Here is a 26,996-nt window from a genome sequence, read left to right as displayed (position 1 = left end):
ATGTCTGATTCAGTACGTGTTCGCTTTGCGCCCAGTCCTACAGGACCACTCCATATCGGAGGGGTGAGAACCGCTTTATATAATTACCTGTTTGCCCGCAAAATGGGTGGTAAATTCTTGTTACGTATCGAAGATACCGACCAAGCGCGTTTTGTGCCGGGTGCGGAAAACTATATTTTAGAAAGCTTAGCTTGGTTAGGCATCAGTCCTGACGAGGGTGTAGGCGTGGGTGGACCACATGAACCCTACCGCCAAAGCGAACGCAAAGACCTCTACAAGGCCTATGCTGATCAATTATTAGCAGATGGCAAAGCGTATTACGCCTTTGACACCTCAGAAGAATTAGACGCGATGCGCGCTAGTTTTGAGAGCCAAGGTTCTGCCTTTCAGTACAATTCATTAACACGTGTGAAGTTGAAAAATTCGATTGCATTGGCTCCGGCTGAGGTGGAGGATTTGATCGCTTCCGGAACACCTTACGTCATTCGTTTGAAAGTTCCAGCGAAAGGGGAGGTGCGTTTCCAAGACAGCATTCGCGATTGGGTTCACGTGCACACGTCCAGCATTGATGACAAAGTCTTGATGAAGTCGGACGGTATGCCTACCTACCATTTGGCGAACGTGGTGGATGATCACATAATGGAAATTACCCACGTGATCCGTGGTGAAGAATGGTTGCCATCAGCGCCATTGCATATTTTATTGTACCAAGCTTTCGGTTGGAAAGCACCTCAGTTTGCTCATTTACCTCTATTATTAAAACCAGGGGGGAATGGTAAGTTGTCCAAAAGAGACGCGGATTTAGGTGGTTTCCCCGTATTCCCTATGGAATGGACGGATCCAGCAACGGGTGCGGTTTCTAAAGGATTTAAGCAGGAAGGCTACCTGAAGGAAGCCACCTTGAATTTCTTGGCTTTCTTAGGCTGGAATCCAGGCACAGAGCAAGAGATGTTTAGTTTGACAGAACTAGCAGATGCTTTTTCTTTAGAGCGTATTAACAAAGCAGGCGCGAAGTTCGATGTAAAAAAAGCCCAATGGTTTAATGAGCAATACATTAAGCAACAAGATCCAGCAGCTTTAGCGGCAGATTATTTGCCTAACTTGCCTGCAGATCAAGGTTTGTCTTTTGTTCAATTATTCTTGGATCGTATTACGTTCCCACAAGAATTAGCGGTAAAAGTGGCAGAGTTTCAAGCGCGTCCAGCGATTTATGATGAAGCTGTTATGGCTTCGAAGTGGAATGCTGATGCGGCGTCTGGTTTACAATTTATTTCACAAGCTTTGCCTAGCGTAGATTCGTGGGAGCCGGAAGGCATCAAACACGCGATTCACGAGGTATTAGAGGCGAATGGAATTAAGATGGGCAAAGTGATGCAGATTTTGCGCGTTGCCTTGAGTGGAAATGGAGCAGGTCCAGATTTGATGATTTCGATGCAATTATGGGGTAAAGCGGAGGTGATCGAGCGATTGGCTACGGCTTTGGCAAAATTCCCTGCACTATAAAAGAACATGGCTAAAAAGGACAAAAAGAAGGAATTACCCACCGTTCATCCAGAATTAGCGGGATTTGAAATGAATATCGATTCATTAGGGACCATCACGTCCACTTTGGATCGTGATCGTTTAAATGCCTTTTTGGACAAGCATATGCCCGAGGATAAAAAATTAAAATCGAAAGAAAATGAAGGTTAGTCAAGAGGATGTGAAGAAAATCGCGCATTTGGCTCGATTAGAGATGCCCGATTCTAAACTAGAGGAGATGCAAGATTCGATTAACAAGGTGTTAGTCTGGATGGAAGCCCTCAATTCGGTGGATACGTCGTCCGTGGAGCCTTTGGTCCATATGACGTCTGCCTTAAATCATTTCCGTGAAGACGAAGGAAAGGTTACGTTAGATCGTGCCCAAGCCCTGGCCTTAGGCCCAGATACAAACGATACCTATTTCAAGGTGCCGCAAGTAATCGAATAATAATCAATCAACTAGCCGATATAGTATTCAATAGCTTTCTTCATTTCCGATTTGCTCACCGGAATATCATAGCCGCAATCTCCAATACCTGTTAATAGCGAGAAGCGTACTTCTCCACCTTTGTTCTTCTTATCTTGTAGCGTTAAGGCGATAATGGCTGGAATCTCAGAAGTTTTTAGTGCTACTTTTCCATACGTCTCAAACAAGTAAACTTCGATGTCACCCAGTTCTTCCGAGCTAATCAATCCGCGTTGATAGGCTAAAAATGCCTCCATGATCATCCCCACAGCTATGGCTTCGCCATGTAAAATCTTTCGCTTTCCTTGGTCTAGTAAGAAGGTTTCCACCGCATGACCTAAGGTATGTCCCCAATTCAAGATCTTGCGTAATCCTTTTTCAGTCGGATCTTCAGCCACCACTGCCTTTTTGATTTTAACGGAATGTTCAATAAGACTGGCGAAATCAACTTCCGAGAAATCGGTGTGGCTAATTTGCTCCCATTTCTCCGTATCGCGAATCAGGCAATGTTTGATGATTTCAGCATAACCTGAAAGCTTTTGAGCCGCAGGTAATGTTTGTATGAAAGTAGGGTCAATCAATACCGTTTTGGGTAAATTAAATACCCCAATGTGGTTCTTTAATCCCTGAAAATCAACTCCTAATTTTCCGCCCACACTTGCATCTACTTGAGCTAATAAGGTCGTAGGTATCTGAATAAAGTCGATTCCTCGCTTATAAGTAGAAGCACAGAATCCTCCCAAATCTCCAATTACCCCACCACCTAAATTAATCAATAGGCCGTGGCGGTCCATATTGGCTTTTGTCATCGCTTCCCAAACCCTTTCACAAGTGCCCAGGTGTTTATTATTCTCCCCTGATTTGATTTGAATCTTGATAAAATTCTTAGGTAAATAGGCTTGAATCAATGGAAGGCAATGTTTTGAAGTTTGCTCGTCTACCAGAACCGCTATTTGCAAGTAGGAATTTTGGCTCAAAAAAGCCGGCAAAGAATTTGAAATAGCTGCGATTTCTACTGACATAGGATTTTTTCTTCAATGGATTCCTCAAAATTACCATGATTTTGTGAAAATGGACTATTTTTTGCCTAATTTTGTACCCGCTTGTTAATCCCACAAGATTTACATTTTTTTATGAGAGAAATTCAGTTTAGAGAAGCCTTACGTGAGGCGATGTCAGAGGAAATGCGTCGTGATGCATCTGTTTTTTTAATGGGTGAGGAAGTGGCGGAATACAATGGAGCCTACAAAGTTTCCCAAGGAATGTTAGACGAATTCGGTCCGGAGCGCGTCATTGATACGCCGATTGCTGAATTAGGTTTTGGTGGTATTGCCGTAGGTGCTTCTGCGAATGGCCTTCGCCCAATCGTTGAATTTATGACCTTTAACTTCTCTTTAGTAGCGATTGACCAAATCATCAACTCTGCTGCTAAATTGATGTCTATGTCCGGTGGACAATATTCTTGCCCTATCGTTTTCCGTGGACCTACGGGAAATGCTGGCCAATTATCTTCTCAACACTCGTCTAACTTCGAGAACTGGTTTGCAAACACTCCAGGCTTAAAAGTAGTCGTTCCTTCGAATCCAGCAGATGCGAAAGGTTTAATGAAATCAGCGATTCGTGATAACGATCCGGTGATCTTCATGGAATCAGAAGTAATGTACGGTGACAAAGGTTTAGTACCAGATGGCGAATACTTAATCCCAATCGGTAAAGCGAACATCGTAAAGCCAGGTTCAGCGGTAACAATCGTAACTTTTGGTAAAATGCTTTCTCGCGTGGTGATGCCAGCGGTAGAGGAATTAGAGAAGCAAGGAATCTCTTGCGAAGTAATCGACTTACGTTCTGTTCGTCCAATTGATTATATCACTGTGGTAGAATCAGTTAAGAAAACGAATCGTTGCGTTGTAGTAGAAGAGGCGAATCCATTATCTGCAATTTCATCTGAGATCGCATATCACTTACAACGTTGGGCATTTGATTACTTAGATGCGCCAGTTGTTCGCGTAAACTCACGTGACTTACCACTTCCATACGCACCTACCTTGATCGAAGAAATTCTTCCAAGCATCGAGCGTACGATCCAAGCGGTTAAAACAGTAACTTATAAGAAGTAATCTTCTTCAGTGCATAAAAAAAGCCAGCGTTTCGGAAGAAGCGCTGGCTTTTTTTAGTCCGGAGGGAACGAGTCCGAATGGAACGAGTCCGGAGGGAAAGAGTCCGAATGGAACGAGTCCGAATGGAACGAGTCCGGAGGGAAAGAGTCTAAACTATGGACTACCTCCCTCTGGACTTCGGACTAATTCCCTCCGGACTTCGGATTACAGCACATAAATAAACCTCGACCCATCCACATCCACACCCTCCAGCTTAATGCGTCCTTTTCTGGATTCCAAAGCCTCAACGGCCTCCTTAGGGCTGTTTATTGCGCGGTCGTTGATCTTAGTGATGACAGAACCTTTTGCAAGTCCATACATTTCAAGACGGCCATCCGGTAATACTTCGGCGATCTTCACACCAGAACTAACTCCGAATTTCTTCATCTCAGCAGGAGTCAAGCTCGCAAACTTAGCGCCTAAGAATTCTGATTTCGCTGATTCAGGAGAATTATCGCCTTTCACGATTTCGGTGTTGCCGTCTTTGTTCTTTAAGGTAACCTTGAATTCTTTTGTAGCGCCATCGCGGTTAACGGTTACTTGAATAGCCTCACCTGGACGCTTGCGGCTAACGATTTCCATCAATTTAGCTGATGATTTAGTCTCAGATCCATCGATCTTCACGATCACGTCGTTGATTTTGATACCTGCATCTTTCGCAGCTGAGTTTTCAGAGAAACCACCCACGTACACACCAGCACTTGTTTTAAGGTCTTTTTCGTCCGCTAATTTGGCATTCACCTCAGAGATTTGAACTCCTAAGAAACCGCGCTGAACGTTACCGTATTTGATTAAGTCACCTGATACTTTCTTCACGATGCTCACTGGAACGGCGAAAGAGTAGCCGGCGAATTGACCTGTACGAGAATAGATGGCGGTATTGATACCGATTAATTCTCCTTTTAAGTTCACCAAAGCCCCTCCAGAGTTGCCCGGATTTACGGCAGCATCCGTTTGGATGAAGGACTCTAATGGATTAACGTCTGGGCTATCGCGGTCGATGATGTTTTGGCGACCTTTGGCAGAAACGATACCTGCTGTAACCGTTGACTCTAAATTGAATGGATTACCCACGGCTAATACCCACTCACCCACGCGAAGGGCGTCTGAATCGCCAAAAGTTAAGAAAGGCAAATTCGTTTCCTTGATTTGAATGACTGCTAAATCCGAGGATGGATCCGTTGAAATGACTTTGGCCTTGTATTCGCGCTTGTCATTTAAGATAACAGTTACTTCAGAGGCTTCAGCCACTACGTGGTTATTAGTAACAATATAACCGTCTGCTGAGATGATTACCCCAGAGCCAGACGCTTCCTGTGGTTGTTGCTGTTGTCTTCGACCACCGCCACCACCGAATGGATCACCAAAACCAAAGAAGTCATCGAAAGGACTCGAGAATTGTTGTTGTCTTTGGCGGACTTCCATCTTCATCTTAATATGCACCACAGCAGGTGTTGTTTTTTCTGCTGCATACGTGAACTCGCCTGGATTTCCAGGGACGTTTTGATTAGATACGGAAGTAGTGAAAGCGGAGGGTGCATCCGAGAATCCGGATGAGTTTCCTAAATTAAAAAGAGAATAGGCACCTAAAGTGACTCCACTGGACATTAATGCGATGATTGCATACGACTTAAGCTGATTATTCATTTTTATTTTTTTGATTTAAATTAAAAATAACTGCTACGAATTTAATTGAAAATTCGCCTCGCACAACCTCATTAACAAGTTTTAAGAGTTTTAAATCCCAAAGGAAATGGCTAATTTTGTGGTTCATTCGTAAAAACACGTTCAAATGATTTTAAGTGAGCAAGAATTATTGAGGAGACAAAAGCGCCAAGAATTATTGGCGATGGGAATTGATCCTTATCCTGCACAGGAATACCCGGTGAATGTTTATTCTGATCAGATTTTGGCAGAATTCAAACCGGAGTCTGGAAAATTCCAAGACGTGGTATTAGCTGGTCGCTTAATGGGCTTCCGTATTATGGGAAATGCCTCTTTTGCGGAACTTCAGGACGCGAATGGCCGCATTCAATTGTACTTCCGCCGCGACGACTTATGTCCGGGCGAGGATAAAACCTTGTACAATACGGTATTTAAAAAGTTACTAGACATCGGTGACATCATCGGCGTAAAAGGATATGTTTTCACGACGCAGATGGGAGAAATCTCCGTTCACGTACGTGAGTTTACGATTCTCTCCAAAGCCCTAAAGCCACTTCCTGTCGTTAAAGAAGCAGATGGCCAAACTTACGACGCCTTTTCTGATCCAGAAATGCGTTACAGACAGCGTTACGTTGATTTAATTGTTAACCCATCTGTAAAAGACATCTTCATCAAGCGTGCGAAGATCATCTCGACGATGCGTGCGATGTTTGACGAACGTGGTTGGTTAGAGGTGGAAACACCGGTATTGCAAGCGGTACACGGCGGTGCTTCGGCTCGTCCGTTCAAGACCCACCACAATACCTTAGATATGCCTCTTTATTTGCGTATCGCAAATGAATTATATCTGAAGCGCCTAATCGTAGGTGGATTTGATGGCGTTTATGAGTTCGGTAAAATGTTCCGTAATGAAGGAATGGACCGCACACACAACCCAGAATTTACCTCGTTGGAATTCTATGTAGCCTACAAGGATTACAACTGGATGATGAACTTGACGGAGTTAATCTTCGAAACGGTTGCCTCTCGTTTACATGGGAAAACCAAAATCGCGGTAGGGGAGAACGAAATTGAATTTGCAGGACCTTATCCTCGTTTAACTATCTCAGGTGCTATTTTGCAGTACTCTGGAGTAGATGTGGATGCATTGTCTGAAGATGAGTTACGCGCGAAGTGTGTGGAGTTCGGAATGGAAGTAGATAAGGGAATGGGCAAAGGGAAATTAATCGACGAGTTATTTGGCGAGAAAGTAGAAGCGAATTTGATTCAGCCTACCTTTATCACCGATTATCCGGTAGAAATGTCCCCTCTAACGAAGAAGCACCGCTCGAAAGAGGGTTTAGTAGAGCGTTTCGAGTTATTCGTAAACGGGAAAGAAATCGCGAATGCTTACTCTGAATTAAATGATCCAATCGATCAAAAAGAACGTTTCGAAGATCAATTAGCCTTAGCGGAGCGCGGAGACGATGAAGCGATGGCGATGGATCACGATTTCATTCGTTCACTTGAATATGCGATGCCTCCTACCTCTGGTATTGGTATTGGTATTGACCGCTTAACGATGTTGATGACGAATCAATCCTCTATCCAGGAGGTATTATTCTTCCCTCAAATGCGTGCAGAAGTAGTGAAAGAAGTTGATTCTGAATCAGCTTTTGCTGAAAGAGGTATTTCTGAAGTATGGATCCCTGCCTTACAAAAGATGGGTATCTTAACATTAGAAGCCTTGGACGCTGCAAACCCGAACAAAGTATTTAATGACTTAGGTGGAATGCGCAAGAAATTGAAGATTGATGCGGCGATGCCGACGAAAGATGAAGTGACTGCTTGGATTCAAGGATAATCGCTTCACTTATATGCATAAAAAAAAGCCTTCCGTTAAGAAGGCTTTTTTATTTCTCTTTAACTAGAGATCAATGTTGCAATTTTTGTAGGTCAAGCCTAAATATATATTGTAAATAAAGATTTTCTCTAATCAAAAAAACGAAAGAAAAATTAGATTTTCTTTACGTTGATAGCGTTTGCTCCACGCTTTCCATCAGTAACTTCATAAGATACTGAATCATTTTCGCGGATAGTAACACCTGAAAGGCCAGTTACGTGTACGAAAATGTCTTCACCTGTTTGATCGTCAACGATGAATCCGAAACCTTTCGTCTCGTTGAAAAATTTTACTTTACCAGTTTGCATAAAAAAAATGTTAAAAATATTAATGCCATCCAGACGAAAGTCTTTCAAGCTCTCAAATGTAGAAAAAAAACAATTGTATGCAAGACTTTTAAAATAATAATTCGATTATTTTAAAATATATTTATATTATTACAATAAAACATGTAACTATTTTAAGTTGCCATCATTTGCGTTTAAAAATGACTAAATTTGTTTGTTCAATCAGTAACCTATGGAAAAGCTTAAATTTTTTGTTGAGAATCAGGCATTTGGCGTGTGCACTCGCTTAGGAGAGAAGTTAAATATTTCCACGAGTAGCATTCGATTGTACTTTATCTACACCTCATTTATCACGATGGGATCCCCGGTCATTATTTATTTGATCTTAGCTTTCTGGATGAATATCCGTCGCTATTTACGTCAAAGAAATAACCCTAGTGTCTGGGATATCTAAAATTTGATTTGATTGAATTTCTTTTTGCCTTGTAAGAAATAGGCATTCAAAATGCTGCCATCAAAACTTTTTACCCAGTTTTTTTGCAACGCTGGAGATAGATTCTGCTTGTTATTTACGAAGAACATATAGTGATAGAAGCCATAATGGGCCTTTAGGATCGCTAAAAAGGAACTGAATTTTCCCTCTGTTAAAAATTTAATTCCCGCGATTCCGTCTAAGATCATTCGGATGAAAATAGTCTTAAAACGTAAAGATGGTTCTAGGTTTTTATAGAGCAAAATCAAGTTATTGCGGAAATTCAAGTAGGTTTTGAATGGATTTTCTTTGTTTAACGTCCCACCACCTACGTGTAATACTTCACTTTCTGCCACGGCTGCGATGGAATATCCTGCTCTTTGCATGCGCCAGCATAGGTCGATTTCTTCCATGTGAGCAAAAAGGTAAGCGTCTAATCCTCCTACTAAGTGAAAAACTTCAGCTCGGACCATTAAGCAGGCACCTGTAGCCCAGTTGACGATGGAGGTAGTATATTGACCTTCACTTTTTTCTAGTGTATCGAATAAGCGACCACGGCAGAAAGGGTAACCATAGGAATCCCAAAATCCTCCCGCTGCTCCTGCGTATTCAAAATACGCTGGTTTTTGAAAGTCTAGTAGAAATGGCTGCGCCGCGGCAACTAAAGGATTGGCTTTGAAATAGGCCACTAAAGGTTGTAACCAATTCTTGCGTGGCGCAATATCAGAATTCATTAGCACGAAATAGTCCGCTTTTATTTGGCCCAATGCAAAATTATAGCCGCCCGCGTAGCCAAGATTTTCAGCCCATGAAAGGACGGAAACACTGGGGAAATCAGCCGCTAATAAGGCCAAAGAATCGTCGGAAGATCCATTGTCTGCTACATAAATCGCTGCATCCTGGGTATTCTTAAGGACAATAGGCAAGAAGTCGGCTAAGAATTTCCGACCATTATAATTCAAGATGACGACAGCAACAGGCATGGCACAAAGGTAGTCGAAATCAATCAAATTAGAATTTCTTTCAGAAAGATGTATTTTTGTCACTTCATTAACAATCCAATACCGTATGTGGTCAAGTTTTTTTCGCAAGAAATCCATCGATAAAATTATTTCGGATCAGTTAGAAATCGAAAGTATAGAGGGCAACTCTATGGACCGTAACCTAGGGGTCCGCGATTTGACCTTTATGGGTGTGGCGGCAATCATCGGCGCAAGTATCTTCTCTGCGATCGGTCAGGCTTCTGCTAATGGCGGTCCAGCGGTATCGATGTTATTCGTGTTTACGGCCATGGCCTGCATGTTTACAGCTTTTTGTTATGCGCGTTTTGCAGCTACAGTGCCTATTTCTGGTAGTGCTTATACCTATGCTTATACGAGTTTGGGAGAGATTGTAGCCTGGATTTTAGGCTGGAATTTATTGTTAGAATATGCCATTTCGAACGTAGCTGTGGCTATTTCGTGGTCAAAATACTTTGTGGATTTGCTTGAAGGATTAGGAGTTCATGTGCCAGAGTTTATGACGATGGATTATTTATCTGCCAAAAGAGCCTTCACCGAAACCTCCTCCGCACTAGCTAGTGGCGAGAAATTTGAAGCTTTATCTGTTAACCTACGTGAGGGTTTTACGGCCTATCAATCAGCTCCTACTATTTTTGGTTGGCATTTTGTGGCTAATATTCCGGCGCTCTTGATCACGGTAGCGATTACCTATTTGGTATATATTGGAATTAAAGAGTCAAAAAATACGAACAATATCCTCGTGATATTGAAGCTATTGGTTATTATGATCGTAGTGGGAGTGGGTGCTTTTTATGTGCAGGTAGATAACTGGACGCCTTTTGCGCCTAATGGAATTTCAGGGGTATTGAAGAGTGTGGCGGCTGTTTGTTTTGCCTATATCGGGTTTGATTCGATTTCCACCACCGCAGAAGAGTGCAAGAATCCGCAGCGGGATATTCCCAAAGCAATGATGTATGCCTTAATCATCTGTACAGTACTTTATGTATTAGTCACCTTAGTTTTAACGGGTATTGTGCCATCTGAAAATTTAGCTGGAATTGAGGATCCATTGGCCTTTATGTTTGTACGAGTAGGCTTACACGGCGTGGCTGGAATTGTAGCAGCTAGTGCAGTGATTGCCTTAACCTCTGCGCTTTTGGTCTATCAATTAGGTCAGCCCCGTATTTGGATGACGATGTCGCGTGATGGTTTATTGCCAAAAGCGTTCTCACGCATTCACCCCAAATACCGTACTCCTTCGTTCTCGACCATTATGACGGGCGTTTTAGTAGGTGTTCCCGCCTTGTTCGCAAACTTGGAAGAGGTGATTAATTTAAGCTCTATTGGAACGTTATTTGCCTTTGTATTAGTCTGTGGTGGAGTATTAGTGTTAGATCTAGATCCAGAAAATCAAAAGAAATCTAAATTCAAAATTCCCTACATCAATGCTAGTTATTGGGTAGGTCTATCGCTGATTTTGGCACTTGGTCTGATTTCTTATTCGGGCGTAAATCTAAGTGAATGGTTACAAGGATTGTATTCTGGAGAAGCTAAGGCAGATCATTTTATTATGTTCGGGTTCTTCATCATTTGGGCTATGATGGCCTTTTTTAGTGTAACCAAGAAATTGTCATTAATTCCTGTCTTGGGATTATTGGTCAACCTGTATTTGATGACTCAAATGGGTGCAACTAATTGGGAGCGCTTTATGTACTGGTGCTTGGCGGGGGTTGTTATCTATTTTGGGTATAGTTATAGGAAGTCGAAGTTGAACGTATAGTTCAAAGCATAAAGCACAAAGAATAAAGTATAAAGTTGGAATAAAAATAGGGCTGAATTTTCAGCCCTATTTTTATGTTTCAGAAAAATACATTTCATAGATCGTTGCGAAGCAACAACCTTCTTTATTCTTTGTGCTTTATTCTTTATGCTTTAAAGTAGTGCTTTATTCTTTGTGATTTAAGAAATGACGCTAGTCATTTCTTCTCCCACCCAACAAATTCAAATAATACAGCAACTGCGCTAACATACCTAGCGCAGCAACGACATAGGTCATAGCTGCCCACCAAAGTGCATCTTTTGACATCGCATACTCTGTAGGATTAACTATTCCTTTTTCTTTGATCCAATTCAACGCTCTATTCGAGGCATCGAATTCAACGGGTAACGTAATAAAACTGAATAAAGTTGCCAAAGCGAAAAGGGCAACACCAATGGATAATAAGGTGGTGTTTCCTGTTGAATAAAGCGCAAACATTCCGGCCATCAATAAAATAGGCATGAAGCCATTCGCAACGTTTAGCATAGGAACCATAGCACTACGGAATTGTAAGAACGAATAAGCTCTGGCGTGTTGAACCGCGTGGCCGCATTCGTGGGCGGCTACTGCTGCTGCTGCCGCATGGCGACCGTGGAACACATCATTACTTAAATTAACGGTCTTATCGGCCGGATTGTAGTGGTCAGTTAATTGTCCTTCTACAGAGATAACGCGAACATCCGTGATTCCGTGGTCAGCCAGCATTTGCTCCGCAATTTCCTGTCCAGACAAATTACTCTGTAAAGGGGTTTGGGAATAGGTTTTGAACTTCGATTTAAGTCGCCAAGAGATAAGCATACTCGCAATACCGAAAATAATGAGAAGGATATACATGGTTTTTATTGTTTAAGTTTTTGAATGATTTTAGTAGTGGAATAATTAGGAACTAGCCCAATGGTTTTTACTTCGCCGCCGGCTGCTATCACTTCTTTGGCCCCCACAATTGTTTCAATCGTATAATCGTCACCTTTAACAAGCACGTCCGGACGGAGTGATTGAATCAATTCCAACGGGGTTGGCTCCCCGAAAATAATAACCATCGATACAAATCCCAAAGCGGCAATCAATCGAGCTCTAGCATATTCAGCATTAACAGGTCTCTCGACTCCTTTCTCTAAGGTGCGTACAGAGGCGTCTGAGTTAATAGCAACGATCATTTGGGTGCCAAATTCGCTGGATTTTTCTAAATAATCCACGTGGCCCAAATGTAAAATATCGAAGCATCCATTTGTGAAAACGACTTTATCTCCGTTCGCTTTCCATTGTTTTCGAATTTCAATTCCTTCCGATAAAGTGACAATTTTATGTTCAGTTCTGATCGACACGTGAGTTGATTTTGGGTAAAAATAAGGTTAAAATAAAACTAATTCCACCCAATAACAACAGGGTAATCATTTGAGTTCCGTGGAAAAAGGTAGCCAGCATGAAGCCGTCTTTGTAAGCGAGTGAATAGAATACAAAAGCGGATGCCACTAAACTGTGGTAAGCACCGATTCCGCCCTGGGTAGGTGTTGCCATCCCAAAAGTCCCCATCACTAAAACAGTCAATGCGGCACTCATCCCCAGGTTTTCACTCATTGGGAATGCGAGAAATAAGGTGTAAGTGCTTAAATAATAGCACAACCAAATACCTGCACTATAGCCGATGAATTTTCCAGGTTGATCCAAGTGGCGAATACTCCCAATGCCAGCGACCCAGCCCAGAATCATTTTCCCCACTTTCGATTCCTTACCTACTTTTTGTAGAAAATCCTTAAACTTCCATAAAATCCCTAATCCCAATAAACCCAGCACAGAGGCAGTGATAATTAGGGTGCCCGATGGTAAATGCAAGGTGGGAAATAAGCTCTCTTGCAAAGGTTTCCACTCGAATATAAAGGTGATCCCGACTAATACAACCAGACTCAATAAGTCCACAATCCTTTCTGTTATAACGGTGCCAAATGACTCTTCAAATGGGATATCAGCCGTCTTTTTCAAAGACCCACAGCGCGAAACTTCGCCTAGACGAGGTACGAGAAAATTAGCAAAATAACCTATTAAAACTGCCGAAAAAGTCCTCACCGTTCCCGGTTGATACTTCATAGCCCCCAATAATTGCTCCCACCGTAAGGCTCGAAGTAGATGGGAAATAATAGCGATTACTATCGAGACGGTCACCCAATTATAGTCAGCTTTAAAAAAAGTTAAAAGTAGGTCTCTCCAATGAAGATGACTGGTAGAAAAAGCCCATGACAGCAAGACTAGTGCCAATAAACTGGATATAAGGTATTTTAGAATCGATTTTAGCATTTGGTTGTTTAATCAGATGGCAAATTAAAGACCTTTCATTGTATAATGATGGTGATAATCCGATTATTTTTTTGTATTTTTGTAATGTTTTTTGGGGTAATTTTCCCCTAGTAATCAATTTAGAATGGCCAAATTACGTATTCTTTACGTTTCAAGTGAGGTAGATCCTTTTCAAAACACGTCAAAAATTGCTGATTTCGTTCGCGCTCTTCCTACAGCTATGCAGGAGAGAGGGATGGAAATTAGAATTTTAGTGCCCCGATTCGGTTCGATCAATGAGCGTAAAAACCGATTGCACGAAGTGGTTCGTCTTTCAGGTATTACCATTCCAATGGGTGAGGAAGAAAAGCCTTTGACCATTAAAGTAGCGAGTATTCCGGCTGCGAAATTACAAGTATATTTCATCGATAACGAAGATTATTACCAACGTAAATATGTGTTAACTGATAAAGAAGGTGCATTTTACCCAGATAATCACGAACGTGCTATTTTCTTCTGCAAAGGAGCGTTAGAGACGGTTGTGAAGTTAGGTTGGGCTCCTGATGTCATTCACTGTAATGACTGGATGTCTAGTTTAGTGCCTTTGTATATTTCGACACATTACCAAAATCACCCGATCTACAAGGATTCGAAAACTATTTTCTCTCCACACAATTCAGCATTTGATTTCACGTTTGAATCAGACGATTTGATCGAAAAAGTGAAGATCGGAGATTTAGACGAAGCTCATTTAGGTAGCTTAGCTGGAGGAAATTACGAAGCATTTATCAAGATAGGTGCGGAGTATGCAGACAAAATAGTTTCTTTAGAAAATGCGGATAATAGCCGTATCCAATCGATTATTGATGAATATCAACATAAAACCTCTCAAAACATTGCCGACAATGACCTCGATTTCTTCGAAAAAACGTACTTGGAAATGTCCGGCAATTAAATGGGTAGGAATTCTTTCCTTATTCCTTGCATCCTGTGATACACCTAAAGAAATCGGCGACGATTTGTTTAGTGTGGAGGTGGGATTGAATTATACGGATACGCTGACAGTTAAGTCATCGACAGTTCTTATCGATTCCATATATACGGGATCCCCAAGCACTTTTTTAGTGGGTACATACAATCATCCTGTATTGGGTTTGGCTGAATCTGCTGTGTATACCCAAGTATCTAGTATCGATACACTTTTCGCTAAATCTACCTCTGTATTTGATTCGCTGACGATGCGTTTAGCCTATGCTGGGTATCAAGGCGATACGACTAAAACGCAAACCTTGAGTGTTTATCGTTTATTAGATAGTTTAAGTAGGGGTACAGATTATTTTGCAAGTTCGTCTATTCGTACGGATGGCGCTATTTTAGGTAGACACACTTTTGCTCCAAGACCAATTCGAATGAAGGCCATGAATGGAGATTCTATACGCTACGATACTTTACGGTTTCGGATGTCAGATTCCTTTGGTCGCGAATTGTTGAGTAAATATGCGGAAACAACGGTTGCTGCTGGTGGTAAGGGCTTTAGAGATTTTTTCCCTGGATTGTTATTCAAGGCAAATACGTCTTCAGCTGGTGCTTTAATAGGCTTTAATCCGGGTTACTCTCGCATGACTTTGTATTACCATAATCCGGGGGATACAACTAAGTACAATATGGATTATTATTTCAGTCTTTCTAATGCGCTGTATCCTGAATTATTAGCTCGATTTAATCAAATTAAGTCAACTAAATCAGGGGCTTTAGCAGCTCTCCAAAATCCAGGCAATATCGTTTCCTCCACAGCAACTGGTGGATTGACCTATATTCAAGCTGGAACCGGCGTAGCTACTAAGGTGGAATTTCCATACTTGCAGAGCTTGAAAGGTAATCGAAATGTAGCGGTTAATAAAGCGGAATTGGTGCTAACAGCAGCTGATAATGTTGATTTGCAGCAAACGATTGGTCAATTATCAATCGTTGAAACAAATGCTACTAATCGCACGCTTCGAAATAGTTATGGTCTAAAATATTTGCTTTCTGAGGGTGGTTCGAGTGTGTTGACCTCTGCGATCGATCCAGGTGCAAAGACCTATACATTCAATGTGACGACAGCGATTCAATCGATCTTAGTAGGAAAACAAGCGAATAGTGGTTGGTTAATTACTCCGGCATTGACTTCGAACTCGGCTGGGAATACGAGAATCATTAATGAAAGTGCGCGATTTGTTCCATTGCAAGCTATGAAAGCTCGTTTGAAAATCTATTATTCCTATATTGCCAAATAAACTCCGGCAATCATGACGAATTTACGACTAAGCATAGTTCAAACCGATTTAGTTTGGGAAGATCCGTCAGCTAATTGTGCTCAATTAGAGGAAAAAATCGCGGCATTAGCTGGCCTAACTGACGTAGTCGTATTGCCTGAAATGTTTGCAACTGGTTTTTCTATGTCGCCTGCAGGCGCAGAAATAGGCAGAGGTCCTGCACTTCAATGGATGCAGATTCAAGCGAATCGCTTAGGAGCTTTAGTCATTGGTTCCCTCAAAGTAAAACAACAGAATTGTTTCTATAATCGACTTTATGCTGTCTATCCTGATGGTACCTATTCTGCCTACGATAAACGTCATCTGTTTCGTATGGGGGGCGAACACGAGTTCTATCAGTCAGGTGATGAGCAGGTAATTGTCTCTTACATGGGTTGGAATTTAGCTTTATATATATGCTATGATCTTCGCTTTCCGGTATGGTCTCGTAATGCGGGGATGGTATATGATGTAGCTCTTTATGTAGCGAATTGGCCGGTTCCTCGTGCGAATGCTTGGCGAACCTTATTGCAGGCAAGAGCGATTGAAAATCTATCTTATGTGGTGGGGGTGAATCGAGTTGGAATGGATGCCAATGATTTATCCTACGCTGGAGATTCCTTATTAGTGGATTTCAAAGGCGGATTACAGCTTGATTTACAAGCGCAGGAGCAAATCTTGACTAGTGAATTATCTCGTGAGGCATTGGATGAATTTAGGGCCAAATTCCCTGCACATCTTGATGCAGATTCCTTTAGTTTGTCTTCTCTTTAAAGAATTTTTCCAAATCTTTAATTTCTTTCATAGGGCTATCGCTGACCAGTTTCCCTTGGTTGATAAGCAAAACGCGATCGCAAATAGCTTCTACTTCTGAAAGTATATGGCTAGAAAATAAAATGATTCGATCTTTTTGAAGACTTTTAATTAAGTTTCTGATTTCATCCCGTTGATTCGGATCCAAGCCACTTGTAGGTTCGTCTAGAATTAAAATTTGGGGATCGTGCAAAATGGCCATGGCGATACCCACCCGCTGCTGGAAACCTTTCGAAAGCTCTTGGATTTTCTTATGTGCTTCTTTTTGTAGGCCCACCCATTCGATGACATCTTGAATTCGGCGATCAAGATTTTTCAGCTGGTGGATATTTCCGATAAAGGCTAAAAACTCACGTACATACATCTCCGGATAGAGTGGGTTGTTCTCTGCTAAATAGCCAATTTGTTTTTTGAGTTGAATATTTTGTTCTTGAGGGTCTTTGCCATCGATTAGAACAGTCCCAGCAGAAGGAGAAATTAGTCCCAAAAGCATTTTTAATGTGGTCGATTTCCCTGCGCCATTGGGTCCAAGAAAGCCAACGATTTCGCCCTCACCTAAATGAAAGTTCAGGTCTTGGACGGCTGATTGTTTTCCGTAGTTTTTAGAAAGATTTTTGGCCTCGATGAACATAATGACAAAGGTAGTTAAAAAGGGAATTATTTCGTGTAACTTTGTGTTTCTGATTCAAATGCCTACAAAATGCTAGATAAAATTCGCTTAGATCGTATCGAAGACGCCTTGGAAGATATTCGCCAAGGAAAAATAATTATAGTCGCTGACGATGAAGATCGAGAGAACGAGGGCGATATGATCTGTGCCTCAGAAGCGATTACGCCTGAAATCGTCAATTTTATGATTAAGGAGGCGCGCGGTTTGATGTGTGTATCTTTGACAGATGAGCGTTGCCAAGCCTTGGGTTTAGAGATGATGGTAAACCAGAATACTACCTCCCACGAAACGCCTTTTACGGTATCAGTGGATTTGTTAGGCAATGGTTGCACCACGGGTATTTCAGCACAAGATCGGGCCAAAACCATACAAGCGCTAGTGGATCCCGCTACTCAGCCGACTGACTTAGGAAGGCCGGGCCATATTTTTCCTTTAAAATCGCGTTCAGAAGGCGTTTTACGTCGAACTGGTCATACCGAGGCTTCGATGGATTTCGCACGATTAGCGGGCTTTAAACCCTCGGGTGTATTGATTGAAATTCTGAATGAGGATGGTAGTATGGCGCGTTTACCGGACTTACGTGTCATTGCTGACAAATTTGATCTGAAATTAGTAACAATTAAGGATTTGATTGAATACCGTTTGGCAAAGGAATCCCTCATAAAAAGAGAAATAGGCGTGAATATGCCCACAGAATGGGGTTCTTTTGAATTAGTGGCCTTTAAGCAGATCAATACGGGTGATACTCATTTAGCCTTGATCAAGGGAAGTTGGGAGAAAAACGAACCGGTGATGGTACGTGTTCACAGCTCTTGTGTGACAGGAGATATTTTTGGTTCCTGTCGCTGTGATTGTGGAGAACAATTACACGCCGCGATGGAAATGGTAGAGAAAGAGGGGAAAGGTGTGATTTTATATATGTTCCAAGAAGGCCGCGGAATCGGTCTAATCAATAAGTTGAAAGCGTATAAATTGCAAGAGCAAGGCCGGGATACGGTAGAAGCGAATTTAGAATTAGGCTTTGCTATGGATGAGCGTGATTATGGTGTAGGAGCCCAAATATTACGCGATTTAGGCATTCACAAAATTCGGTTGATCTCCAATAATCCGAAGAAAAGAGCTGGCCTAATGGGCTATGGATTAGAAATAGTAGATTCTATCGGGATTGAGATTCCCGCTAACCCACACAACAAGAAATACTTAGAAACGAAAAGAGATAAAATGGGGCACGCGATTCGTTAGAATCGCGCGCCGTTAATTTTATTGATTCCCTAAAATAATGGGGGTGCTTTTGCCTCCACCCATAATAATCACTTTAGCGTTAGGGGATTTTGCTAATTCTTTTTGGGCAATAATCGATTCATATTGTAATTGCTTATCGCTTAGGCCCGTAGATAAAATTTTCTGGTAATCTGCGATACCTTGCGCCTCAACCCGTTTTCTCTCTGCTTCTTGCTTCTCTTTCTGTAACACGAACTGCATTTTTTGCGCATCTTGTTCGGCATTGATTTTTGATTCAATGGTGGTCTTTACAGAAGTAGGAAGGTTGATGTTGCGAATCAACAATTGCTCTAATACTAAGCCTCTTTTCTTGAAGTTCTTCTCAATATCTGTGTAGATACGTTGTTGGAATTCATTGCGCTTCAAAGAGTAAAGGGCTACTGCATCGTAATAAACCGCATTATCGCGGATCATCGTACGCGTAATAGGACGAACTACTTTGTCTTTATAATCCTCTCCAATCTCCCGTAAAACGCGTGGTGCTTCTGATGGAATAATGCGAAAAAGGACGGTCAGGTCAACAACCACTTCAAGACCATCTGCCGTTAATACGCGAATGGCATCATCTCCTTCTTTGTCGCCCTCATCATGGACGCTGGACATGGTGTAGTTTTGTGTTTTAGCATCGAAAACGACCACTTTAGCTAAGGGGTTAACGAAGTTTAAGCCACTATTTAAGGTGGAAGTTTGTACTTTTCCGAAGACACTTTGGACTCCTACTTCACCCGCGTCTACTTGTACAACGGCTGAACTGGTTAGTCCAAGGATGGCGAATGCGGCACCTACGACTTTTAAAGTTGTCGCATATTTGTAGAATACTAAATTCGGACTAATCGTGTTTGCGCCGATAAACAACAAGATACCTAGGAAGATGAAAAACATAGTTTTTTGATTTAAATGTCATCAAATTTATCATAAAGTATTCAATAATCCCTAATTTTGAATATGATTGAAATCAAGGGTTTATCTAAATCTTTTAACGGTCGTGTGGTGCTCGATGACATTAGTGCGAATTTCCAACCTGGAAAGACGAATATGGTGATCGGGGGTAGTGGTACAGGTAAATCTGTGCTGCTAAAATGCATGATCGGGATTTTAGTGCCTGAAAAGGGAAAAGTATTGTATGACGGTCGTGATTTTTTAACGGCACATCAGGATGTGGTAAAGGAAATTCGCCGCGAAATGGGCGTTCTTTTTCAAGGAGGAGCCCTTTTTGATTCCAAATCTGTTCTAGAAAACGTTCGTTTCCCACTTGATACCCTTACTTCCCAAACGCTCGAAGAGAAAAACGCGCAGGCGATGCTTTGCTTGCAACGCGTGGGTTTGGAAAATGCGGCGCTTTTAATGCCTTCAGAAATTTCTGGTGGGATGAAAAAACGGGTAGGTATTGCGCGTGCCATTGTCATGAATCCGAAATATTTGTTCTGTGATGAGCCTAATTCAGGATTAGATCCATTAACGGCAGTGAAAATTGATTATTTAATCCAGGAAATTACGCAGGAATACAACATGACCACGGTTGTCATATCGCACGATATGAATTCGGTGATGCGGATGGGAGAATCGATCATTTTCTTGAAAGAGGGAAAGAAGATTTGGGAGGGGAATTCGGAGACATTTCACCATTCAGGCGTGCCTGCTTTAGAGGAGTTTTTATCTACTAAATTATTTTAATATGTACTCTCTACGTGCTTATAATACGTTTGGGATTGAGGCGGAAGCTAGTCAATTCGTAGAGATTAGTTCGATTGATCAATACATTTCTCTTCGTAAATCTGGTGAATATGCGCATTTGCCCCATCTTTTTCTAGGAGGAGGAAGTAATGTGTTATTGACCAAAGCGCAAGAGGCTCTTGTGGTTAAAATTTCCATTCCAGGCATTACGTTATTAAACGAGGATGCTGATTTTGTGTGGTTGAAAGGTGGTGCCGGGGTGGTTTGGGATGAATTTGTACAGTATTCTGTGAACCAAGGCTGGTCTGGATTAGAGAACTTATCCCTGATTCCAGGTACCGTGGGTGCGGCTCCGATGCAAAATATTGGAGCTTATGGCGCGGAAATTAAAGATACGTTTGCCTCGTTGGAGGCGTTGAATTTAGAAACGTTAGAAGTGGAGGTTTTTGATGCCAAAGCCTGCGATTTCGGCTACCGTGAAAGCTTTTTTAAGCGTGCGGGGAAAGGCCAATATTTAATTAGTTCTGTAACGTTTAAGTTATCGAAGCAAGCTTCGGTTAAAACCTCCTATGGCGCAATTCAGGAAGTTCTAGCTACCAAAGGTATAACGCAGCCCTCTATACGGGAGGTGGCCGATGCAGTGATTGAAATTCGCAGAAGTAAATTGCCAGATCCGAAAGAAATTGGTAATTCTGGGAGCTTCTTCAAAAACCCTACTGTTTCTGCCTCTGAAGCTGCTAGACTTATTTCTGCCTATCCAGGCATTCCGAATTATCCGGTAGACGGAAGTACAGACGTTAAGTTTCCGGCGGGTTGGTTTATTGAAAAAGCGGGTTGGAAAGGCTACCGTAAAGGGGATGCGGGAGTACACGCCAAACAAGCTTTGGTATTAGTGAATTATGGTGAGGCGACTGGCGGGGAGATTTTGGCCCTGTCAGAAGAAATAAAGAAATCAATTAAAGACACTTTCGGTGTATCATTAGAGACCGAAGTAAATATTTTATAATATGACATTACCGACTTTAGATAATTTAGGCAAAGGCCCCTTCTTTTTGATGGCAGGATCTTGTGCGATAGAAAGCAATGATTTAGCTTTTGAGATTGCGGAAAAAATCGATGGAATTACAAAGTCGATGGGTATTCCCTATATTTTTAAAGGTTCGTACCGTAAAGCTAATCGTACCAAAATCGATTCTTTTACCGGTATTGGTGATATAAAGGCATTGGAGATTCTACAAGCGGTAGGTAAACATTATTCCCTACCTACGGTGACAGATATTCACGAAAGTGCAGAAGCAGCTATGGCAGCGGCTTATGTCGATGTTTTGCAAATTCCCGCTTTCCTTTGCCGTCAAACTGATTTATTAGCAGCTGCTGCCCAAACAGGCAAAGCCGTGAATATCAAAAAAGGTCAGTTCATGTCAGGTGCCTCGATGCGATTTGCGGTAGAAAAGGTTTTGCATGAAAATCCCGAAGCAGTAGTGTACTTAACGGATCGAGGTAATTCGTTTGGATATGGTGATTTAGTGGTGGATTACCGTAATCTTCCTGAGATGTCTGCCATGAATGTTCCTGTTATCATGGATTGTACGCACTCTTTACAACGTCCTAATCAAACCACGGGTGTAACAGGTGGACAGCCAGCACTTATCGAAACCATCGCTAAAGCTGCTATTGCGGTAGGAGCAGATGGTATTTTCATCGAAACACATCCGAATCCGGCTGTGGCTAAATCAGATGGTGCGAATATGCTACCATTAGATCAACTCGAGGGACTTCTAGAAAAGCTATTGCGTGTTCGCGAGGCCATTGTTTAATGCATTTTATAGCTAATTTGTAGGGTAATATCCGTTTTAGTTTGGCCATCAATGGCATCTAATCCCGATCCAATTTCTGTTCGATCTTGGTATTGAATACGGGCCCATTTAGCCGCAATAGACATTTCTCTATTCCATTGGTAAGATATCACTAGCATGGTTTTGAAGGCTTTACCCGCGTAGGCTGGGAGTAGGAAAGAATACGGCACCCCAGGTTCATAAGCGTAATTTCGGGTATCGTAGCTGGGGGTATTCATATAAGCGACTCTACTCTGCCAACTCCATTTTCCCTGATCCCATTTGATATCTTGCAAAAGTAGGTACCCAAACTCTGAGCCTAACTTAGAGGCCATGGCACGGATATGGAAATCCCATGATTTTTGGATTACATAGTGTCCATCAAGACTGATTTGTAGAAGATCTTTTGCTTCTTTTCGAGTCCATTTTCCTTGGATGAATCCTCTAGCGATGTGCCTTTTCTCCCACTGTAAACGGCTTAATACTTCCCATCCTGAAGTATTGGGCTCTATGACCTGGTATTTGGGCCCCGGGAAACGAAAATAGTCTACGTACGAGCTTAGTTTCATTCGTTTGTTTATCTGATAGCCCGCGCCTAGGAATAAACCCATTTCGTTGAGGTTCTCGGAGTTCTCTGATAGGCCGTTAGACTTAGGGCTAAAATAGCCAGCTGAATAGTTTCTAAAAAGGTAGGAAAGATCTAGTTTCTTGGAAAGTGAAGTTGCACCTGATTGAATGATAGCATAACCACCATGACTGGCATAGGCAAACTCACCTACCAAACGGATATTTCGTAGCGGATATTGAAAGCTAAGGGAGTAATTTAATAGCTCGTTTCCGGACCATTCAGGTTGCTTGTAGCCCGTTCCAATAGGTTTAGTCAATGACCAGGAGGTGAGTACCGTATTGAATTGAATGACGAGCGGGATCTTGAAAGGCGAATATACCAGGTTTGTGCCGCCGGTCTTTTCTTGCATTGCGTTTCTGTGGCTAATTTCTGAGCTTGTCCTATGAAAACCATCTTCTACCCTGGAACGTAAGTATTGGGTTCCTAGTGAGTCTATTCCGGTGGTAGCGTCCAAATTCCGGTAGGAAAAGAAAGCTTGTATTCGTACATATTCGGTCATTTTTAGCGTAGTATTTATTCCTCTGTAATATCCGTATTCCACGCTAGAGCTATAGGCCAATCCTCCTAAGTTGAATTTTTGGGTAGCCTTTATGCTTTCGAAACTTTTACCTAAGGAGAATCCCCCTGATTGGACAAGGCCTTGTCCCCACTGATTGACAAAATCCCCCAAGATGATTTTTTCGACTATTCCTGTTGACTTAATTTCTAAAAATCCGCTACTGAAGTCACTTAGGTCTTTTTCCCCGGCATCTTTCTGTAATAGAAAGCCCAGTCGGAGATTGGCATTCAACTGACCTCGGTAGCGCAGGGTTTGGTTTGTTCGATCGCCCATATAGCGCGTTTTACTACGTAAATCAGGATCTGTAAAGCCTTTCTTTGTCTCAGCAGTCCAATCTGTTTTAAACAGTATTTGATGCGTAGACGAGTTTGGCTTCCACCAATTAGGTTGTATTGGGTTACAAACTAAATAGTCTTGTATTCTGCGCAGCAAATCGAGGTCCCAGCCTGGAATGGTTTGCAGTTCAAGTATGGACTGAAAAGCACCGATTTGCGCGCGAAATGCAAGGAATGAGTTAATTTGTTCTGGGCTGAATAGGAGGGAGGATTGTAATTCGGTTTCTGATACTAAGTTGATATTCAGCGGATTTGCTAGAAAATAGTCAAAGCTAGATAGTTTTTCCTCTTCTTCTTGTAGGGAGATTTGGGCGAAACAAGTAAATGTACTAAGCAATAAGATTATCGTTTTCAAGGGGAGTGTTTTTCCTTGAAATTACGTTGACTTGACTTAGAAAGACTGGGTAAAGCTGATAATGAAAATCAGTTAATTGAACTTTCGTTCGATGAGTTGATGTAGTTCTTCCCAAATGGCCTCGTTTTCCGCCACGCGATAATTTTGGTAGCGATGTAACAATTCGTTAGCCCATGTTTCAGCTTCAGCTTCGTCATCGATGTACTGAATAAGTGATTCCAATTGCTCCACATCCCCCCGGAAAATTTCTTGAATGAATTTGATCCGTTGATGTAGACTGATGGTGTCTGCGATGCGTTGAGTCATTTGTGACTCGACTTGGGACTTTAATGACCCTAAATTACCACTCAGTAGGTCTTTTAAGCGAGTATATTCTTCCTCAGTGGAATCTTCTAGACTTTCAGTTGCCTCGAAATAGACTTCGGTATTCAATAGGTCAAAGGGCTCTGCTGGCGTTTCCGCTGCCGGGTACTCCATTTTCGCTGGCGTTTCCGCTGCAGGGTACTCCATTTCCGCTGGCGTTTCCGCTGCAGGGTACTCCATTTCCGCTGGCGTTTCTGCCGCCGGGTAATCGAAAGTATCCACAAGTGCTTCGAAAGCTGGCGCATCAGCCGTCTCAACTTCTGCCACCGCCATTTCTAGCTCATCCATTACGGGTGCATCCGGTGCTTCATACGCATTCAATAAATCGGCGAAACTAGGTTGTGGCACATCCTCTATAGGAACCACCAGACTTTCAATCCAGGAGCCCCAAATGAATTCAGGCAATGCAACTTGGTACAATAAGGTTTGAGCAATACCTTCCCATTTCTCTAAAAAGCGTGGACTAGACCAGGGGAAATTTGGGAAGTTTTCTTGGGCTCGCGCAGAGTTTAGCTGAGCTAACAAATCCGCTTGAATGGATTCTATGATAGGAGTAGGAACCTCCCAGGCTAATACCTCTTGAAATGTGATTGATTCAGGGGAATCATTCCAGTATTGCAAGAATATATTAGGTGCCATAGGTGATTTATTTTATGTCTAGTAGTTCACAAGCCATTCTAGCGGCTGTTTGTTCTGCTTTCTTCTTCGAGTAACCTTTCCCTTCAGAGATCTTTTCGCCGTCTAAGATGACCAAAGCCGTAAATTCACGGTTGTGGTGCTCTCCTTCTTGATCTAACTCAAAAGAGACCTTTTTGCCTTCTTTTTGAGCCCATTCAATTAGCATTGACTTGAAGTTCGGGTTGTTTTGTACAACGGCTTCTAGGTCAAAGTATTGCGTCAGAATCTTTTTAATGATGAAGTTTTGGGTGAATGCGAAGCCTTTGTCTAAATATATTGCTCCCACAAAAGCTTCCAAAGCATCTCCGTACATCGACGTGCGGGACATCGCGTTTTTGCGCTGTGTTTCGTATTCGATTACTTCCTCTAAGCCTAATTTGCGGCCAATTACGTTCAAAGACTCCCGGCTGACCATACGAGAACGTATTTCAGTCAAAAAGCCTTCGTCTTTGAAAGGGAATTTTTGGAACAAATACGTCGCCGTAATCATCCCTAGGACAGAATCACCTAAGAATTCCAGGCGTTCATTTGACTCTTTGTAGTTTTCTGCTACACTCTCTTTCGAAGCAGAGGAGTGTAAAAAGGCTAGTCGATATAACGTTAAATTACTCGGACTAGCCCCAATAAGATGAGTAACCGATTTCTTTAAGAATTTCTCTCGTTCGTCTAGTCGAATCGGATCTAACCAGTTTAGGAGAGATTTTACGGCCATATTTGTCTTAGATTTTTCTGAAAATAACCGTTGCATTGTGACCACCGAAACCAAATCCGTTACTCAATGCTACGTCAATTTTACGCGCTTTACCCACGTTCTCCGTCAAGTCGATGCGTTGATCGATTTCTGGATCACGGTTAAATACGTTGATGGTAGGAGGGACAAATTGGTGTTGAATGGCTAATACAGACGCTACCGCCTCTACTGCACCTGCACCGCCTAATAAGTGACCCGTCATTGATTTCGTAGAAGAGATCGCAATTTTATAAGCGTGCTCACCAAAACAATCCACGATCGCTTTAATCTCTTGTGGATCACCGATCGGAGTGGATGTTCCGTGGGTATTCACATAATCAACTTCTTCAGGCTTGATGTTAGCATCTTCTAAGGCGTCGATCATCGACAATAAAGCGCCATAACCCTCTGGGTGCGGTGCTGTAATGTGGTGTGCATCAGAAGAGAAACCTCCACCGATTAATTCAGCGTATATTTTCGCACCACGCGCTTTAGCGTGCTCGTATTCTTCTAAAATCAAGGCACCCGCTCCTTCACCTACCACGAAACCATCGCGATCCACGTCATAAGGACGTGAAGCCGTAGCTGGATCGTCATTACGAGTTGACATGGCGTGCATTGCGGTGAAACCACCTACCGATGCAATCGTCACTGGAGCCTCAGAGCCACCCGTTACACACACGTTGATACGGCCTGTGCGGATATAGTTGAAAGCATCAATAATCGCGTTGTTTGCTGAAGAACAAGCCGAAACAGTCACGTAGTTAGGACCACGGAATCCGTTGCGGATCGAAATTTGGCCTGATGATGAATCTGCAATCATCTTAGGGATAAAGAATGGATTGATTTTCGGGGTTCCGTCTCCTTGTCCGAAATAGATCATCTCGTCTTCAAAAGTCTTCAAACCACCGATACCTGATCCCCAGATAACGCCTACTTTGTTTTTATTCAAGGTTTCCATGTCAAAATTCGCATCAGCGATGGCTTCGTCAGCCGCCACTACTGCGTATTGTGTGAATGGGTCCATTTTACGCGCTTCTTTGGCATTGATAAAATCTTCTACCTTGAAGTTCTTTAATTCGCAAGCAAAACGAGTTCTGAATTTTTCCGCATCGAATTTCGTGATGGGTCCACAACCGCTTACGCCGTTCTTTAATCCATCCCAATATTCACTAACTGTGTTCCCGATGGGGGTTAGGGCGCCTAAGCCCGTGACAACTACTCGTTTTAACTCCATATTC

At 42.3% G+C, this 26,996-nt stretch carries 27 protein-coding genes; 14 read left to right on the top strand and 13 right to left on the bottom strand.

Annotation, left to right across the window (positions count from 1 at the left end; all coding sequences use genetic code 11):
• From gltX to gatC, 3 genes are read left to right on the top strand one after another with little or no spacing between them, the layout of a single operon-like run.
• A complete protein-coding gene (gltX, locus tag SKC37_RS08980) occupies positions 1-1,503 on the top strand; it encodes a glutamate--tRNA ligase (RefSeq protein ID WP_377981152.1) in 1,503 nt (500 codons plus the stop codon).
• Positions 1,504-1,509: 6 nt separating this feature from the next.
• Entirely contained in the window at positions 1,510-1,692 is a 183-nt protein-coding gene (locus tag SKC37_RS08975) for a hypothetical protein (protein WP_377981151.1), read from the top strand.
• Positions 1,682-1,969: an Asp-tRNA(Asn)/Glu-tRNA(Gln) amidotransferase subunit GatC gene (gatC, locus tag SKC37_RS08970; RefSeq protein WP_377981150.1), complete on the top strand. Its 288-nt coding sequence runs from the start codon at positions 1,682-1,684 to the stop codon at positions 1,967-1,969. Before SKC37_RS08975 ends, gatC begins: the two co-directional genes overlap by 11 nt.
• A gap of 11 nt (positions 1,970-1,980) precedes the next feature.
• Here the strand turns inward: gatC and aroB are convergent, their stop codons facing one another.
• A complete protein-coding gene (gene aroB, locus SKC37_RS08965) occupies positions 1,981-3,009 on the bottom strand; it encodes a 3-dehydroquinate synthase (RefSeq protein WP_377981149.1) in 1,029 nt (342 codons plus the stop codon).
• A gap of 111 nt (positions 3,010-3,120) precedes the next feature.
• Here aroB and SKC37_RS08960 point away from each other — a divergent pair, with 111 nt between their 5' ends.
• Entirely contained in the window at positions 3,121-4,104 is a 984-nt protein-coding gene (locus SKC37_RS08960; protein ID WP_377981148.1) for a pyruvate dehydrogenase complex E1 component subunit beta, read from the top strand.
• Between the two features lie 204 nt (positions 4,105-4,308).
• Here the strand turns inward: SKC37_RS08960 and SKC37_RS08955 are convergent, their stop codons facing one another.
• A complete protein-coding gene (locus SKC37_RS08955) occupies positions 4,309-5,790 on the bottom strand; it encodes a Do family serine endopeptidase (RefSeq protein WP_377981147.1) in 1,482 nt (493 codons plus the stop codon).
• A gap of 145 nt (positions 5,791-5,935) precedes the next feature.
• Here SKC37_RS08955 and lysS point away from each other — a divergent pair, with 145 nt between their 5' ends.
• Positions 5,936-7,651, top strand: coding sequence for a lysine--tRNA ligase (gene lysS, locus SKC37_RS08950; protein ID WP_377981146.1), 1,716 nt, complete (start codon positions 5,936-5,938; stop codon positions 7,649-7,651).
• A gap of 152 nt (positions 7,652-7,803) precedes the next feature.
• On the opposite strand, the gene SKC37_RS08945 is transcribed toward lysS, so the two are convergent.
• Positions 7,804-7,998, bottom strand: a complete 195-nt coding sequence (locus SKC37_RS08945; protein WP_130895221.1) for a cold-shock protein — start codon at positions 7,996-7,998, stop codon at positions 7,804-7,806.
• Between the two features lie 211 nt (positions 7,999-8,209).
• Here SKC37_RS08945 and SKC37_RS08940 point away from each other — a divergent pair, with 211 nt between their 5' ends.
• Complete coding sequence (locus SKC37_RS08940) at positions 8,210-8,431, top strand: PspC domain-containing protein (protein WP_223131421.1); 222 nt, start codon at positions 8,210-8,212, stop codon at positions 8,429-8,431.
• On the opposite strand, the gene SKC37_RS08935 is transcribed toward SKC37_RS08940, so the two are convergent.
• On the bottom strand, positions 8,428-9,432 hold the full coding sequence (locus SKC37_RS08935; RefSeq protein WP_377981145.1) for a glycosyltransferase family 2 protein: 1,005 nt from the start codon (positions 9,430-9,432) through the stop codon (positions 8,428-8,430). The two genes, SKC37_RS08940 and SKC37_RS08935, sit on opposite strands and share 4 nt — an antisense overlap.
• An 85-nt stretch (positions 9,433-9,517) precedes the next feature.
• On the opposite strand from SKC37_RS08935, the gene SKC37_RS08930 reads away from it, so the two are divergent.
• The gene (locus tag SKC37_RS08930) at positions 9,518-11,230 is read left to right on the top strand and encodes an amino acid permease (RefSeq protein WP_377981144.1); all 1,713 of its coding nucleotides are present in this window, start codon (positions 9,518-9,520) and stop codon (positions 11,228-11,230) included.
• A 192-nt stretch (positions 11,231-11,422) separates the two neighbouring features.
• Here SKC37_RS08930 and SKC37_RS08925 read toward each other — a convergent pair whose 3' ends face one another.
• From SKC37_RS08925 to SKC37_RS08915, 3 genes are read right to left on the bottom strand one after another with little or no spacing between them, the layout of a single operon-like run.
• Positions 11,423-12,103 carry a zinc metallopeptidase gene (locus tag SKC37_RS08925; protein WP_377981143.1) on the bottom strand — a complete coding sequence of 227 codons (681 nt, stop codon included), beginning with the start codon at positions 12,101-12,103 and terminating at the stop codon, positions 11,423-11,425.
• A gap of 5 nt (positions 12,104-12,108) precedes the next feature.
• On the bottom strand, positions 12,109-12,588 hold the full coding sequence (locus SKC37_RS08920; RefSeq protein ID WP_377981619.1) for an adenylyltransferase/cytidyltransferase family protein: 480 nt from the start codon (positions 12,586-12,588) through the stop codon (positions 12,109-12,111).
• Entirely contained in the window at positions 12,578-13,561 is a 984-nt protein-coding gene (locus SKC37_RS08915) for a lysylphosphatidylglycerol synthase transmembrane domain-containing protein (RefSeq protein WP_377981142.1), read from the bottom strand. The genes SKC37_RS08920 and SKC37_RS08915 overlap by 11 nt, the downstream gene beginning before the upstream one ends.
• 124 nt (positions 13,562-13,685) lie before the next feature.
• On the opposite strand from SKC37_RS08915, the gene SKC37_RS08910 reads away from it, so the two are divergent.
• Genes SKC37_RS08910 through SKC37_RS08900 form a run of 3 tightly spaced genes read left to right on the top strand, consistent with a single transcriptional unit; the run spans position 13,686 to position 16,608 of the window.
• Positions 13,686-14,495: a glycogen/starch synthase gene (locus SKC37_RS08910; protein WP_377979407.1), complete on the top strand. Its 810-nt coding sequence runs from the start codon at positions 13,686-13,688 to the stop codon at positions 14,493-14,495.
• A complete protein-coding gene (locus SKC37_RS08905; protein WP_377981141.1) occupies positions 14,446-15,816 on the top strand; it encodes a DUF4270 family protein in 1,371 nt (456 codons plus the stop codon). Before SKC37_RS08910 ends, SKC37_RS08905 begins: the two co-directional genes overlap by 50 nt.
• 12 nt (positions 15,817-15,828) lie before the next feature.
• Positions 15,829-16,608 carry an amidohydrolase gene (locus SKC37_RS08900; RefSeq protein WP_377981140.1) on the top strand — a complete coding sequence of 260 codons (780 nt, stop codon included), beginning with the start codon at positions 15,829-15,831 and terminating at the stop codon, positions 16,606-16,608.
• Here SKC37_RS08900 and SKC37_RS08895 read toward each other — a convergent pair.
• Positions 16,589-17,278, bottom strand: a complete 690-nt coding sequence (locus SKC37_RS08895; protein ID WP_377981139.1) for an ABC transporter ATP-binding protein — start codon at positions 17,276-17,278, stop codon at positions 16,589-16,591. The two genes, SKC37_RS08900 and SKC37_RS08895, sit on opposite strands and share 20 nt — an antisense overlap.
• A 69-nt stretch (positions 17,279-17,347) precedes the next feature.
• Between SKC37_RS08895 and SKC37_RS08890 the strand changes: the two genes are divergently transcribed.
• Positions 17,348-18,559, top strand: coding sequence for a bifunctional 3,4-dihydroxy-2-butanone-4-phosphate synthase/GTP cyclohydrolase II (locus SKC37_RS08890; RefSeq protein ID WP_377981138.1), 1,212 nt, complete (start codon positions 17,348-17,350; stop codon positions 18,557-18,559).
• Between the two features lie 18 nt (positions 18,560-18,577).
• Here SKC37_RS08890 and SKC37_RS08885 read toward each other — a convergent pair whose 3' ends face one another.
• Positions 18,578-19,480 (bottom strand): prohibitin family protein, encoded by a 903-nt coding sequence (locus SKC37_RS08885; RefSeq protein WP_377981137.1) that lies wholly within the window; start codon positions 19,478-19,480, stop codon positions 18,578-18,580.
• A 63-nt stretch (positions 19,481-19,543) separates the two neighbouring features.
• Here SKC37_RS08885 and SKC37_RS08880 point away from each other — a divergent pair, with 63 nt between their 5' ends.
• From SKC37_RS08880 to kdsA, 3 genes are read left to right on the top strand one after another with little or no spacing between them, the layout of a single operon-like run.
• On the top strand, positions 19,544-20,272 hold the full coding sequence (locus SKC37_RS08880) for an ABC transporter ATP-binding protein (RefSeq protein WP_377979413.1): 729 nt from the start codon (positions 19,544-19,546) through the stop codon (positions 20,270-20,272).
• Position 20,273: 1 nt separating this feature from the next.
• On the top strand, positions 20,274-21,278 hold the full coding sequence (gene murB, locus SKC37_RS08875) for a UDP-N-acetylmuramate dehydrogenase (RefSeq protein ID WP_377981136.1): 1,005 nt from the start codon (positions 20,274-20,276) through the stop codon (positions 21,276-21,278).
• A 1-nt stretch (position 21,279) separates the two neighbouring features.
• Positions 21,280-22,089, top strand: coding sequence for a 3-deoxy-8-phosphooctulonate synthase (kdsA, locus tag SKC37_RS08870; RefSeq protein WP_377981135.1), 810 nt, complete (start codon positions 21,280-21,282; stop codon positions 22,087-22,089).
• Here kdsA and SKC37_RS08865 read toward each other — a convergent pair.
• The 4 genes from SKC37_RS08865 to fabF all read right to left on the bottom strand — a co-directional run bounded on the left by SKC37_RS08865 (position 22,086) and on the right by fabF (position 26,992).
• On the bottom strand, positions 22,086-23,984 hold the full coding sequence (locus SKC37_RS08865) for a ComEA family DNA-binding protein (protein WP_377981134.1): 1,899 nt from the start codon (positions 23,982-23,984) through the stop codon (positions 22,086-22,088). The genes kdsA and SKC37_RS08865 overlap by 4 nt on opposite strands.
• 72 nt (positions 23,985-24,056) lie before the next feature.
• The gene (locus SKC37_RS08860; RefSeq protein ID WP_377981133.1) at positions 24,057-24,986 is read right to left on the bottom strand and encodes a hypothetical protein; all 930 of its coding nucleotides are present in this window, start codon (positions 24,984-24,986) and stop codon (positions 24,057-24,059) included.
• A gap of 7 nt (positions 24,987-24,993) precedes the next feature.
• A complete protein-coding gene (gene rnc, locus SKC37_RS08855; protein ID WP_377981132.1) occupies positions 24,994-25,737 on the bottom strand; it encodes a ribonuclease III in 744 nt (247 codons plus the stop codon).
• Between the two features lie 7 nt (positions 25,738-25,744).
• On the bottom strand, positions 25,745-26,992 hold the full coding sequence (fabF, locus tag SKC37_RS08850) for a beta-ketoacyl-ACP synthase II (RefSeq protein ID WP_223131438.1): 1,248 nt from the start codon (positions 26,990-26,992) through the stop codon (positions 25,745-25,747).
• Positions 26,993-26,996 lie beyond the last annotated feature (4 nt).

Origin of the sequence: Aquirufa esocilacus, from assembly GCF_042715595.1 — a bacterium.
Classification (GTDB): Bacteria; Bacteroidota; Bacteroidia; order Cytophagales; family Spirosomataceae; genus Aquirufa; species Aquirufa esocilacus.
Note: the sequence above shows the minus strand (reverse complement) of the source record. Positions and strands in the feature narration are given on the sequence as shown.